At 75.9% G+C, this 12,496-nt stretch carries 11 protein-coding genes; 6 read left to right on the plus strand and 5 right to left on the minus strand.

Going from position 1 to position 12,496, the window contains the following annotated elements; translation table 11 throughout:
* Positions 1-530: 530 nt before the first annotated feature.
* A complete protein-coding gene (locus GT045_RS31265; RefSeq protein WP_161290662.1) occupies positions 531-764 on the minus strand; it encodes a ferredoxin in 234 nt (77 codons plus the stop codon).
* A gap of 2 nt (positions 765-766) precedes the next feature.
* Positions 767-2,218: an aldehyde dehydrogenase gene (locus GT045_RS31270; protein WP_161336241.1), complete on the minus strand. Its 1,452-nt coding sequence runs from the start codon at positions 2,216-2,218 to the stop codon at positions 767-769.
* 208 nt (positions 2,219-2,426) lie between these two features.
* Between GT045_RS31270 and GT045_RS31275 the strand changes: the two genes are divergently transcribed.
* Positions 2,427-3,452: an MBL fold metallo-hydrolase gene (locus GT045_RS31275; RefSeq protein ID WP_161336242.1), complete on the plus strand. Its 1,026-nt coding sequence runs from the start codon at positions 2,427-2,429 to the stop codon at positions 3,450-3,452.
* Positions 3,453-3,603: 151 nt separating this feature from the next.
* Here the strand turns inward: GT045_RS31275 and GT045_RS31280 are convergent, their stop codons facing one another.
* From GT045_RS31280 to GT045_RS31290, 3 genes are read right to left on the minus strand one after another with little or no spacing between them, the layout of a single operon-like run.
* The gene (locus GT045_RS31280) at positions 3,604-4,824 is read right to left on the minus strand and encodes an MAB_1171c family putative transporter (protein ID WP_161336243.1); all 1,221 of its coding nucleotides are present in this window, start codon (positions 4,822-4,824) and stop codon (positions 3,604-3,606) included.
* The gene (locus tag GT045_RS31285; RefSeq protein ID WP_345942810.1) at positions 4,824-5,441 is read right to left on the minus strand and encodes a hypothetical protein; all 618 of its coding nucleotides are present in this window, start codon (positions 5,439-5,441) and stop codon (positions 4,824-4,826) included. Before GT045_RS31285 ends, GT045_RS31280 begins: the two co-directional genes overlap by 1 nt.
* On the minus strand, positions 5,434-6,027 hold the full coding sequence (locus tag GT045_RS31290; RefSeq protein WP_161294616.1) for a helix-turn-helix transcriptional regulator: 594 nt from the start codon (positions 6,025-6,027) through the stop codon (positions 5,434-5,436). Before GT045_RS31290 ends, GT045_RS31285 begins: the two co-directional genes overlap by 8 nt.
* 249 nt (positions 6,028-6,276) lie before the next feature.
* On the opposite strand from GT045_RS31290, the gene GT045_RS31295 reads away from it, so the two are divergent.
* The 5 genes from GT045_RS31295 to GT045_RS31315 form a co-directional block, all read left to right on the plus strand.
* Positions 6,277-7,335 (plus strand): hypothetical protein, encoded by a 1,059-nt coding sequence (locus GT045_RS31295; protein WP_161336244.1) that lies wholly within the window; start codon positions 6,277-6,279, stop codon positions 7,333-7,335.
* A 620-nt stretch (positions 7,336-7,955) separates the two neighbouring features.
* Positions 7,956-9,161 (plus strand): prenyltransferase/squalene oxidase repeat-containing protein, encoded by a 1,206-nt coding sequence (locus tag GT045_RS31300; RefSeq protein ID WP_161336247.1) that lies wholly within the window; start codon positions 7,956-7,958, stop codon positions 9,159-9,161.
* Positions 9,158-9,811, plus strand: a complete 654-nt coding sequence (locus GT045_RS31305; protein ID WP_161336245.1) for an SCO2322 family protein — start codon at positions 9,158-9,160, stop codon at positions 9,809-9,811. The genes GT045_RS31300 and GT045_RS31305 overlap by 4 nt, the downstream gene beginning before the upstream one ends.
* Positions 9,812-10,412: 601 nt before the next feature.
* A complete protein-coding gene (locus GT045_RS31310; protein ID WP_161336248.1) occupies positions 10,413-11,483 on the plus strand; it encodes an energy-coupling factor transporter transmembrane component T in 1,071 nt (356 codons plus the stop codon).
* A partial coding sequence (locus GT045_RS31315) for an ABC transporter ATP-binding protein (RefSeq protein ID WP_345942811.1) occupies positions 11,480-12,496 on the plus strand: 1,017 nt, incomplete at its 3' end. The genes GT045_RS31310 and GT045_RS31315, both read left to right, overlap by 4 nt.

Below are 12,496 nucleotides of genomic sequence, written 5' to 3' on the forward strand. Positions count from 1 at the left end.
TACGGGTCGGCCGCGCGGGGCCGCCGACGCGGGGCCGCGGGCGCGGGGCACGCGCCCCGGGGGGGACGCGAAAGACCTACGAGACGGGTTCCCTTCGCCGGCATGGTCCGGATCAGGTCATGGGGGTCGCCGTCCGGCCTGACTGCTGCCTTCCGGCCTCTCAGCCCCACCGTCGCCGTCGGCCCGGGCGGATGCTCGCGCGTCTCGCCTGAGTCGGCTACTCCGGTTGGACTCCCTCACTCGTCTCGTAGGCTGCTTCCAGCATAGAGCGGTAATGTCCGACGGAACCCCCCATTTCATACCAATTTCCGACGACGAGCGGCGCCGCTTTCCTGCCGCGCGCGGCCGCTCCCGGGGCCCCCGGCTGCGGCGTACCGCGCGGGAGCGGGCCCGGCGGTCAGCCGCCGACGGCCTCGCGTGAGCCGTCCCGTGCCGGTGCGTGAGCCGTCCCGTGCCGGTGCGTGAGCAGTACCCGTGCCGGTGCAGGGGGGCGGGCGGCGGGGTGCGACCACGCGACGCCGGAGCGCTCGCTAGTCCTCCGGCGGGAACACCGCCTCCCCGCTGCCGAGGAGAGTGATCGTGATGGCCTCCACCGGGCAGCTCTCCGCCGCCGCCAGGATGCCTTCGCTCGCGTCCGTCTCCGGTTCGGACGGGTGGGACTGGCGGGCCGAGTCGAGGCGGAAGCCGTCGGGGGCGTGGTGGCGGCACTGGGCCGAGCCGATGCAGACGGAGCGGTCGACCTCCACGTGCCAGCGGTCACCCATCGTCATGCCCCCGCCGGCAGGTGGATCATCTTGTGCTCCAGGTACTCGCCGTAGCCCTCCGGCCCGAACTCCCGCCCCAGACCGGAGTTCTTGTAGCCGCCGAAGGGGCCGAGCATGTCCAGGCTGAAGGTGTTGACGGAGTACGTGCCGGTGCGGATCTGCCGGGCGATGTCGGTGCCGTGCTCCACGTCGGCCGTCCACACGCTGCCGGACAGGCCGTAGTCGGAGTCGTCGGCCATCCGCACGGCCTCCCGCTCGTCGCCGTAGGGCAGGAGGCAGATCACCGGGCCGAAGATCTCCTCGCGGGCGATGCGCATGGAGTTGTCCACGTCGCCGAAGAGGGTCGGTTCGACGTACCAGCCGCGCTCCAGGCCCGCCGGGCGGCCCCCACCGGTGAGGATCTTGGCACCCTCCTCCTGGCCGACCCGGATGTAGTCGAGGCTGCGCTGCTGCTGGCGGCGGGCGACCAGCGGGCCGACCTGGGTGGCCGGGTCGAGCGGGTCGCCGACGGTGAGCGCGGCCGCCGCCTGGGCGAAGGCGTCGGCGAACTCGTCGTAGCGGGCGCGCGGGACGAGGATGCGGGTCTGGGCCACGCACGCCTGGCCGTTGTTCATCCAGGCCGCCGGGACGATGCCGGCGACCGCCGCCGCCAGGTCCGCGTCCGGCAGCACCAGCGCCGCCGACTTGCCGCCCAGTTCGAGGGTGACCCGGGTGAGGTTGCGGGCGGCGACCTCCATCACCCGCTTGCCCGCCGCGACCGAGCCGGTGAAGGAGACCTTGTCGATGCCGGGGTGGCCGACCAGGTACTCGCTGACCTCCCGGTCGGCGGGGAGGATGGACAGGACCCCCTCGGGCAGCCCCGCCTCGCGCGCGATCTCGCCGAGCAGGTAGGCGTCCAGCGGCGCCTCCGGTGACGGCTTGAGGACGACCGTGCAGCCGGTCAGCAGAGCCGGGGCGAGCTTGGCGGCCGCGACGAACTGCGGGACGTTCCAGGGGACGACGGCGGCGACGACGCCGACCGGTTCGCGGCGGACCAGGATCGGGCCGAGGGCGCCGTCCCGCCGCTCCTCGGCGGTGAAGTCCCGGGCGACCCGGATCGCCGCGTCCCACACCATCATCGCGCCGAGCGCCTGGGCGAGGACGCTCCAGGAGTACGGGGAGCCGTTCTCGGATGAGATCACCCGGGCGATCTCCTCGTGCCGGGCGGCGACGGCGTCCTTGATGCGGGTGACGACCTCGATCCGTTCCGCCAGGGTGGCGCGCGGCCAGGGTCCCTCGTCGAAGGCGCGGCGCGCGACGGCGACCGCCCGGTCCACGTCCTCCCGGCAGGCGTGCGGCACCCGGCCGATGACCTCCTCGGTGTGCGGCGAGATCACCTCGATGACGTCCCGGCCCAGCGGGTCCGTCAACTCCCCGCCGATGAACAGCTGTCCGTGTTCCACGAGCTCGGTCATGGCCGACTGCCTCCCGCCGCACCGCAACGTCCTGACGCTGTTTCAGAACTGATACCAGTTCTAGTTATAGGGGGCAATGGCCGGTTCCGGGCGGCCCGGACCGGCGGGACGGGCGACGGTGGGAGCGCCGCGCACCATGGCATGCTGACGGATCGTCAGTTCTGGTTATAGTGGGCCATGGCCGCCGTGCGGCGGAGGGGGAGGCCCGATGGTGACGGCGTTCGATCACGGCGGGGGCGTACGGTCCGTGCGGGTGCCCATCCCGGACAACCCCCTCGGACACACGCTGGTGTACGTGGTGGACACCGACCGGGGCCCGGTGCTGATCGACACCGGCTGGGACGACCCCGCCTCCTGGGACACCCTCGCCGCCGGGCTGGTCGCGTGCGGTACGACCGTGGGAGAGGTGTACGGCGTGGTGGTCACCCACCACCACCCCGACCACCACGGCCTGTCGGCGCGGGTGCGCGACGCCTCCGGCGCCTGGGTGGCGCTGCACGCGGCCGACGCGGCGATCGTGCGCCGGGCCCGGGAGAGCCGGCCGGAGCGCTGGTTCTCGTACATGGCCGACAAGCTGACGGCGGCCGGTGCGCCGCGGGAGCACGTCGCCCCGCTCCGGGCGCCGCGCGGCCGGACGGTGCCCGGACTCTCGCCCGCCCTGCCGGACCGGGACATCGTCCCGGGCGAACTGCTCGACCTGCCGGGCCGCCGGCTGCGCGCGGTCTGGACCCCGGGGCACACGCCCGGCCATGTCTGCCTGCACCTGGAGGAGGAGCATCCGGCCCGGTTGCCCGGTCACGGGCGGCTGTTCAGCGGGGATCACCTGCTGCCCGGGATCACCCCGCACATCGGCCTGTACGAGGACCCGGACGACGCGACCGTGACCGATCCGCTCGGCGACTACCTCGACTCCCTGGAGCGGATCGGGCTCCTCTCCCCCGCCGAGGTCCTCCCGGCCCACCAGCACGCCTTCACCGACGCCCCGGGCCGGGTGCGGGTGCTGCTGGAGCATCACGCGAACCGCCTCTCCGGCCTCCTCGGCCTTCTCGCCGAGCCCCTCACCCCCTGGCAGCTCGCCGAGCGCATGGAGTGGAACCGCCCCTGGGCCGACATCCCCTACGGATCGAGGACCATCGCGGTCTCGGAGGCCGAGTCGCACCTGCGGCGGCTGGTGAAGCAGGGCCGCGCCGAGCCGGTGCCGGGCAGCGGGCCGGTGGCCTACATCGCGGTGTGAGGGCAGGGCGGGGGCGGGGCCTGCGGGGGCGTGGCCGGCGGGGGCCTGGTCGGCGGGGCGTGGCCGGCCGGGTGGGACCGGCGGGGCGGGACCGACGGGGCCCTGGTCGGCGGGGCGTGGCCGGCGGGGCGGGGCCGGCCGGGTGGGCGGGTCAGGCGGACGCGGCCGGGAACTCCATGGCGACCGCCTGCCGGCGGAACCGCTCGATGGCCGGCGCGTGGAACTTGAACGCGTGCGCCACGACGTCCAGTTCGCTGTCGAGGACACAGGCGGACCCGGACTCCGGGGGGTCGTCGGCGGCCGGCGCACGGGCGGGGCCGTCGGGCGGCGCGTGCAGCAGCTCGGCCGCGACGCGGATGTCCACCGCCGCCGCGATGCCCCGTGCCACGGACTCCGGGTAGCCCGCCGCCGCCGTCGCCCGCCGCATCCGCTCCCGCCGGGCCGCGCACAGGTGCGGGGCCAGCTTGAGCAGGCCGTCGTTGATGGCGGCACGGCGCAGCTCCAGGCGCAGGGCGGCACCGCTGACCCGGCCGGTCGCGGGCGCCGCCGGCGCGGTGACCGTCAGCATGGTCTGCCACAGCGGTTTCAGCCGCCGGTGGGTGCGCACCAGCCGCCGGCGCTCCGCGAGCAGCGGACCGGCCTGGCCGGCGATGAAGGCCACGGCCACCAGGACCGCCTCGACGACCGCGAACGGCGGCGCGACGTACGTCGACAGCCAGTCCCAGTCCCGGCCGCTCCACCGGGCCACGATCGCCGCGAGCTTGGCGATGTCGAAGACGAGCCCGAGGGCGTACGCCTCCTGGAGGGAGATCACCGCCCGGCGCAGCCAGGTGTCCTCCAGCTCCCGGTACCAGGCCCACAGCATGCCGGCCGCCACCAGCGCGGACACCAGGTGGGCGAGCAGGTAGAGCAGCACGAACTCGCGCATCCAGGGCGTATCGGCGTAGTAGGTGTCGAAGTCCCGCAGCCGCTCCGCCCGGTGGTCGCCGAGCAGGAACGTCGTCCACAGGCCGACGACGATGACGGTGTACGCCATCCAGACCAGGCGGGTGCGCCTGCGGCGGACGGCGGAGGGCGGTTCGCGCCAGGTGATGATGAGCCACAGGCACGCCCCGCAGTAGACGGCCAGCAGTGAGTACACCCACAGGCTGGCGAAGTTGGGGATGCCGACGAGCAGGTTGATGCGGTGCAGGCTGGCGGGCGGCAGCGAGGCGAAGACGACCGCGCCGATACCGAGCAGCAGGGCGGTGGCCCGCAGGATCGGGTCCTGCCAGGCACGCCGCAGCAGCGGCAGTTTGATCACGAAGGCCACGGCGAGCAGGGCGGCCGGGACGGCGTAGGTGGCGAGGGAGCCGCAGACGTCCCAGCGCATCAGGGCCCGCCGATGTTGCCCAGGGAGGAGGAGAGCCGGTCGATGAGGGTGTCCTGGGTCATCCGGCCGGCCGCGCCCGGGCCGACGACCTTGGAGAACTTGGCCGCCAGGCGCAGCCCGCACTCCTCGGCCGCCCACTCGGCCGCGGCCGCCGCGTCGGCGGACGAGCGGGCGGCCAGGGTGACCACCCGCTCCCAGGGGATGTCCTCCTCGGGGCGGGCGAGCAGCCGGCGGGCGGCGGCGGGCAGACCGGCCGGGTGGTGCACGTCCAGCGTGCCGTAGTGGATGTGGCCGATCTCGTGCCCGGTGATGACGAACTTGTGGGGGTCCGGCGCCCGTTCCTCGACCACGACGATGTACTCCTCGTCCCGGGCGAGGGTGAGCCCGGAGAGGCCCAGGCCCGGCGGGAAGGCGACGAACTTCAGCCGCACCGGGCGGTCCACCTGCGGACCGAGGGTGGCGCACAGCGCGTGCAGGAACACCTGCGGGGAGGTCGGCGGGGTCAGGGTGCGGACGGTGTCGCGCACGAGCCGGTCGAGGAAGCGCTTGGCGGACTTGCCGTGCCTCCCGGACGGTGCCGGCCGCGGGTGTCCCGGCCCGGCGGAGTGGTCAGGCACGGCCGGCGTCCCCCGCCCGCTCCGAGGTGATGATCATCTCGGCCAGGTCGGCCAGGGTGGCCAGCTGCCGGGCGTTCATCTGCGGGGCCCGGGCGGCGAGTCGTACCAGCCCGCACTCGCGCAGCCGCAGCAGCGGGTCCGCCTGCGCCTCCAGGTCCTGCAGCACCGGTTGCAGCGCCTCGTGCAGCGCCTCCGGCTCGTCCGCCGTGAAGAAGCCCGCGGGCAGGCCGAAGAACCGGCGCAGCCGGTCCGCGTGTTCCAGGCTCGGCATCCCGCTCTTGCGCCACACGCTCAGCCACTGCCGGCTGGTCCCGGCGATCCTGGCCAGCTCGTCCAGCGAGTACCGCTTTCCGTCGGGGCGGCGCCGGGTCTCCCGGATGAAGTCCAGTCGCTGGCGCACGCGTTGAGCCAGGCAGGTCTCCGCGGCCCGGCCCCCGCAGAGCAGTTCGACGACGGTGCCCACGGGGATGCCGGTGCGGTACGACAGCCCGGCCACGTCGAGAGCCTCCGGCAGCCGGCCGGGCCGGCCGGTCAGCTCGCCGAGCCGGCCGAGGACCTCGGTCAACGCGGCGTGGGCGTCACTCACCGAGGTCCCCCCTGGGCGTGTCATGCGTTCGGTGGCTTGGCGCGAGGCTACCCGCTCGCTCCTCCGCCGACCAGCGTGACAACACTCCCTGCCTAATTACGCAGCTATCGTTGACAGTTGAGGGCGCGGTGGGTGAGGATCACTGCACGGAGAGCAAGATCCGATACCCGCCCCGGGTGCCGCCTATGGGGGAGCGGCACCGGGGGCGTTTTCTCGTCCGCCTTCCCCCCGTGGAAGGCCGAGGCATCCATGGCACAGCCTGTCGTCCTTCTCGGGGCCGGCGGTCACGACGTCTGCGGCGAGTTCCCGCTGGCCCGGATCGCCGCGGTGTGCCCGGTGCTGCTCGTCGACCCGGATCCGCCCGCCTGGACGCGCCCGTACCTGGCCGGCCGGCTGGCGGCCGACCCGGCCGGGGGGACCGGGACGGCCGAGGCGGTGCTGCGGTACATGGCCGGGGCCCCGGTCGGCGGGGTGCTGACGTGGTCCGGGGAACATCTGGTCAGCGCCGCGCGGGCCGCCGCCCGGCTGGGGGTGCCGGGCCTGCCGTACGAGACGGCGGCGGCCTGCGCCGACCCCGCCGCGGCACGGGCGCTGCTGGCGCGGCACGGGGTGCCGACGGCCGGACCCGAGGACGGCCCAGAGGCCACGGACGGGCCGCTGGTGTCCGCCGAGGCCGTCGTGCTGGACGACGAGGTCCGCATCGTCGCGCTCACCCGTACGACCCCCGGTCCGCCGCCCGCCCGGCGCCCGCTGCGGCACTGCGTCCACGCCCACGACGGGCTGCTGCACAACCGGTTCCTGCGCCAGTGCGTCGAGCGGGCCGTACGCGCCCTCGGCCTCTCCCACACGGTCGCGCACCTCACCCTGCGGCTGACCGCCCGCGGCCCCCGCGTCCTGGGCGTGACCCCGCACCTGCCCGGCGACCTGATCCCGCTGCTGGTGGAACGGGCCACCGGGGTGGACCTGGCCGGGGCCGCCGCCGCGCTGGCCACGGGCCGGCACCCGGACGTGACCCCGACCCGCCAGCGGGCCGCCGCCGTCCAGTTCGCCTACCCGGCCGCCACCGGCCGCCTGACCCACCTGCGGCTGGATCCCGCCGCCGCGGACGAGCCGGCCGCCGAGCGCATGGTCCTCACCCGGCGGACCGGCGACCCGGTGACGGCGGCCGCGCACGCGGACCCCGCCGACCGCCTCGCCCACTGGGTGGCGACGGGCGAGGACGCGGCGGAGTGCGAGGAGACCCTGCGCCGCATGGCCCGCCACCTCACGGCGACGGTGGCGCCGACGGCCGGGACGTACGCGGCCTGAGAACCCGCCCGCGGGGCGGTGCCCCCCGCCCACGACCAGTGCGAGCGTCCTGAACCGACGCCACACCAGCTCCCTGACCAGGTCACCCCGCCGACGGCCGGGACGTACGCGGCCCGAGCACCCCGGCGACGGTGGCGGCGACGGCCGGGACGTACGCGGCCCGAGAACCCCGGCGCCGGTGGCACCGACGGCCGGGACGTACGCGGCCCGAGAACCCCGGCGCCGGTGGCACCGACGGCCGGGACTTGCGCGGCCCGAGAACCCGCCCGTGGGCGGTGACCCCGGTCACCGCGGCCGTGTGCCCACGGCCACCCCTCGGCCCGCGCGCGGCGGCCGGTAAAGTGGCCCGAGTCGTCATCACACCCGTACGGGGGGAAGCCGGTGCGATTCCGGCGCTGACCCTTCCCCAGGTCCTCGGCTTCGACCGGGCAGGGGATGCCCCGGTCCGTGCGGCGGGCCCGGCCTCCCGGACGGTGCGCCGGACCGCCTCGGACGGGACGTTGACCGGCTCGCGTGCGCCGGCGGTCCGCCGCGCCCGCATCGTCGAGGTTCACGGAGCCGAGCCGCCCGGGGTCACCCGTGCGCTGCCCGGCTCCCCACAGGAGAGGCAGTCGCCCACCATGAACGTCCGCCGCAGTGCCGCGGCCCTCGCCGCCGTAGGTGTGCTGGCCGCCGCCGCGCCCGCCACCGCCGCCGGCCCGTCCCCGTCCGCCGCGGTGACGGTTCCGTCCGGGCTGTACGGCAAGGGGGACCCGACGTACGACGGCGTGTGGCGGCAGTCGCTGACCCTGCTCGCCCAGCGGACGCTCGGCTACCGGCCGGCCCCCGCCGCCGTGGACTGGCTCACCGGACAGCAGTGCGCCGACGGCTCCTTCGCCGCCTTCCGCGCCGCCCCCGCCGAGCCCTGCGACGCCAAGGTCAAGCCCGACACCAACAGCACGGCCGCCGCCGCGCAGGCCCTGGCCGCGACCGGCGGGCACGGCGCCGCGGTGACCAAGGCGGTGAACTGGCTGAAGTCCGTGCAGAACAAGGACGGTGGCTGGAGCTACTACGCGGGCGACCCCAGCGACGCCAACTCCACCTCCGTCGTCGTCGGGGCGCTGACCGCCGCCGGGACGGACCCGGCGGACGTCCGCAAGGCGGGCAGGTCCCCGTACGACGCGCTGCCCGACTGGGCCGTCCCCTGCGACCAGGACGGCGGCGGCGCCCTCGCCTTCCAGGCGGACAAGAAGGGCCGGCTGCTCGCCAACGCGGACGCGACCGCGGCCGGCCTGCTGGGCGCGCTCGGCAAGGGCTTCGCGGCCACCGCCGGCAAGGCCCCGGCGAAGGAAGCCTGCGCGGCGGCCGGCCGGCCCACCCGGCAGCAGCTGGCCGACGACGCCGGCGCCTACCTCGCGGCGGCCGTCGCGAAGACCGGCCACCTGATGTCCACCATGCCCGGGGCCAAGGCCCAGCCCGACTTCGGCAACACCGCGGACACCGTCGTCGCGCTCGCCGCGGACGGCCGGACCACGGCCGCCAGGAAGGCGTACGCCTGGCTGGAGAAGAACGCCGGCCAGTGGGCCACGCAGAGCGGCCCGGCCGCGTACGCCCAGCTCATCTTCGCCGCGCACGCCCTCGGGGAGGAGCCGGGCGACTTCGCCGGCACCAGCCTGATCAGCTCCCTCAACGCGCAGGGCCCGGCACCGAGCATGGACTCCGGCAAGCACGAAGCGTCGGAGAAGAAGGACTCCGGCAGCGGCGTCTGGTGGACCGTCGGCGCCTGTCTCGTCGCCGGTATCGGCATCGGCTTCCTGCTCAGCGGCCGGAAGAAGCGACAGCCGTGACCTCCGTCCGCCGTGCCGTGCCGGCACTCCTCGCCGCACTGCTGCTCCTCGGCTCCGCCGGGCCGGCCGGCGCCGCCGGCTACCGCTACTGGTCCTTCTGGGAGCGCGCCGGCGGCCACTGGACCTACGCCACGCAGGGCCCGTCGTCGGCGCGCCCCGACGACGGCACGGTCCAGGGCTTCCGGTTCGCGGTGAGCGAGGACTCGGCGGACGCCAGCCGGCCGCGCGGTACGGCGGACTTCGCCACCGTCTGTGCGGGCACGCCCGCGAAGCCCGGGACGAAGCGGGTGGCCCTGGTCCTCGACTTCGGCACCGGCGAGGACGCGCCGTCCGGTGAGACACCCCCGGGCCGGCGTACGGCGTGCGCGCGGGTGCCGTCCGACGCGACGAGCGCGGACGCGCTGGCCGCCGTGGCCAAGCCGCTCCGTTACGACACCAACGCCCTGCTGTGCGCGATCGCCGGGTACCCGGCGAAGGGGTGCGGCGAGCAGGTCTCGGGATCCGCCGGCAGCGCCGCGAAGAAGGAGAGCGCGCCGGAGCCGGACGACAGCGGCCCCTCCCTGGGCCTGCCGGTCGGCGCGGGCCTGGTCGCCCTGCTGGCGGGCGCCGCGGCATGGCAGGCCAGGCGGCGTCGCGATGCGTCCAGCTGAGGCGAGCCGGCCGGACGAACACGAGCCGCCGCACGGCCACATACCGCCGGACGCGCACGTGCCGCCGGACGCGCACGTGCCGCCGGACGCGCACAAGCCGTCGGCCGAGCACAAGCCGTCAGGCGAACACCGGGCGTCCACCGTGCCCGCGGACGCGGACGGGCTCCGGCCGTCGGACGAGCGCCGACCGTCGGGCGGACTCCGGCCTTCGGGTGAACGTCGGCCGTCCGCCATGCCCGCGGACGCGGACGGGCTCCGGCCGTCGGACGAGCGCCGACCGTCGGGCGGACTCCGGCCTTCGGGTGAACGTCGGCCGTCCGCCATGCCCGCGGACGCGGACGGGCTCCGGCCGTCGGGCGGACTCCGGCCGTCCGACGAACGTCGGGCGTCCACCGTGCCTACGGACGCGGACGGGCTCCGGCCGTCGGGCGGACTCCGGCCGTCAGGCGAACACCGGGCGTCCACCGTGCCCGCGGACGCGGACGGGCTCCGGTCGTCGGGCGGGCGGCGGGGCGGGCGTGTGGGTGTCGGGGGCGTCAAGCGGGCCGGTGGCCGGCCGGCCGTCGAGCGGGGCGGCTCCCGTCCCGTCCGGGGCCGGGGCATGGTGCACCCGGGTGCCTGGTGGCTGTGGGCCCTCTCGCTCGGCACCGCCGCCACCCGCACCACCAACCCGCTCCTCCTGGCCCTCCTCACCGCGGCCTCCGCCTACGTCGTGGCGACCCACCGCTCCCCCACCCCCTGGGCCCGCTCCTACACCGCGTTCGCCCGGCTCGCGCTCGCCGTCATCCTCATCCGCGTCCTGTTCGCGGTGGCCCTCGGCTCCCCCATCCCCGGCACGCACACCCTCCTCACCCTCCCCGAGGTCCCCCTGCCGCACTGGGCGCAGGGCATCCGGCTGGGCGGCAGGGTGACCGCCGAGGCGGTGCTCTTCGCCGCCTACGACGGCCTGAAGCTCGCCACGCTCCTCATCTGTGTCGGCGCGGCGAACGCCCTGGCCGGCCCGACCCGTCTGCTCAAGTCCCTGCCCGGCGCGCTCTACGAGACGGGCGTGGCCGTGGTCGTCGCCCTCACCTTCGCGCCCCACCTGATCGCCGACGTCCAGCGGCTGCGCGCCGCCCGCCGGCTGCGCGGCCGGCCGGACCGGGGCCTGCGGGGCCTGCTCCAGGTCGGACTGCCGGTCCTGGAGGGCGCGCTGGAGCGCTCGGTGGCGCTGGCCGCCGCGATGGAGGCCCGCGGCTACGGCCGTACCGCCGAGGTCCCCGCCCCCGTCCGGCGTACGACGGCCGCGCTCACCCTCGGCGGTCTGCTCGGCGTGTGCGCGGGAACGTACGGGCTGCTGACGGCGGAAGGCGGGGTGTACGGCGTCCCCCTGCTGCTCGCCGGGGTCGCCGCCGCGCTCGCGGGACTGCGGCTGGGCGGCCGGCGTTCACCCCGGACCCGGTACCGCCCGGATCCGTGGGACGCGCGCGCCTGGCTGGTCACGGGCTCCGGAATCGCCGTGGCCGCGCTGCTCGCGCTCGCCTCCGCCCGGGACCCGCAGGCGCTGCATCCCGGCGTCGTCCCCCTCGTCGCCCCGACGCTCCCGCTGTGGCCCGCCGCGGCCGTCCTGCTGGCCCTGCTGCCCGCGTTCGCCGTCCCGAAGTCCGTCACCGTCTCCAGGGAACACCCGTGATCCGCTTCGATGATGTCAGCGTGACGTACGAGGGCGCCGACCGACCCACCGTCGCAGGCGTCGACTTCGCGGTGTTCGAGGGGGAACTGGTGCTGCTGGCCGGTCCGTCCGGGGTCGGCAAGTCGACCGTGCTGGGCGCGGTCAGTGGGCTGGTCCCGCACTTCACCGGCGGCACCCTGCGCGGACGGGTGACGGTGGCCGGCCGGGACACCCGTACCCACCAGCCGCGGGAACTGGCCGACGTGGTCGGCACGGTGGGCCAGGATCCGCTCGCGCACTTCGTGACGGACACCGTGGAGGACGAACTCGCCTACGGCATGGAGTCACTGGGGCTCGCCCCCGCGGTGATGCGGCGCCGGGTCGAGGAGACCCTCGACCTGCTGGGCCTCGCCGGACTGCGCGACCGCCCGATCGCCACCCTCTCCGGCGGGCAGCGCCAGCGGGTCGCGATCGGCTCGGTCCTCACCCCGCACCCGCGGGTGCTGGTCCTGGACGAGCCGACCTCGGCGCTGGACCCGGCCGCCGCGGAGGAGGTGCTCGCCGTCCTGCAACGGCTGGTGCACGACCTGGGCACGACGGTCCTGATGGCCGAGCACCGCCTGGAGCGGGTGATCCAGTACGCCGACCGTGTCGTCCTGCTGCCCGCCCCCGGCGCCGCCCCGGTCACCGGCACCCCGTCCGAGGTGATGGCCGTCTCCCCGGTGTACCCGCCGGTGGTGGCCCTGGGCCGGCTGGCCGGCTGGTCCCCCCTCCCGCTCACGGTCCGGGACGCCCGCCGCCGCGCCGCCGACCTGCGCGAACGCCTGGCCACCCGGACCCCCCGGCCCACCACCGCGACCGCGGACGACGGCTCCGGCGGAATCCCGGCGCCCGCGGACGGCCGCGTCCCCGGGGCCGCTCCGGCTCCGGACGGCCGCACCGCCGGCACAGCGCCCGGACCGCAGACGGCCACGCCCGACCTGGAGACGGCCACGCCCGGACCGCAGACGGCCGCGCCCGACCCGGAGACGGCC

The organism is Streptomyces sp. SID486 (genome assembly GCF_009865385.1).
In the GTDB taxonomy this organism is placed as follows: Bacteria; Actinomycetota; Actinomycetes; order Streptomycetales; family Streptomycetaceae; genus Streptomyces.

Excerpts from the sequence above, each read along its gene's own strand:
- GT045_RS31265 (WP_161290662.1), bottom strand. The coding sequence starts at position 764 with ATGGGTGACCGCTGGCACGTGGAGGTCGACCGCTCCGTCTGCATCGGC.
- GT045_RS31270 (WP_161336241.1), bottom strand. The coding sequence starts at position 2,218 with ATGACCGAGCTCGTGGAACACGGACAGCTGTTCATCGGCGGGGAGTTG.
- GT045_RS31275 (WP_161336242.1), top strand. The coding sequence starts at position 2,427 with ATGGTGACGGCGTTCGATCACGGCGGGGGCGTACGGTCCGTGCGGGTG.
- GT045_RS31280 (WP_161336243.1), bottom strand. The coding sequence starts at position 4,824 with ATGCGCTGGGACGTCTGCGGCTCCCTCGCCACCTACGCCGTCCCGGCC.
- GT045_RS31295 (WP_161336244.1), top strand. The coding sequence starts at position 6,277 with ATGGCACAGCCTGTCGTCCTTCTCGGGGCCGGCGGTCACGACGTCTGC.
- GT045_RS31300 (WP_161336247.1), top strand. The coding sequence starts at position 7,956 with ATGAACGTCCGCCGCAGTGCCGCGGCCCTCGCCGCCGTAGGTGTGCTG.
- GT045_RS31310 (WP_161336248.1), top strand. The coding sequence starts at position 10,413 with ATGGTGCACCCGGGTGCCTGGTGGCTGTGGGCCCTCTCGCTCGGCACC.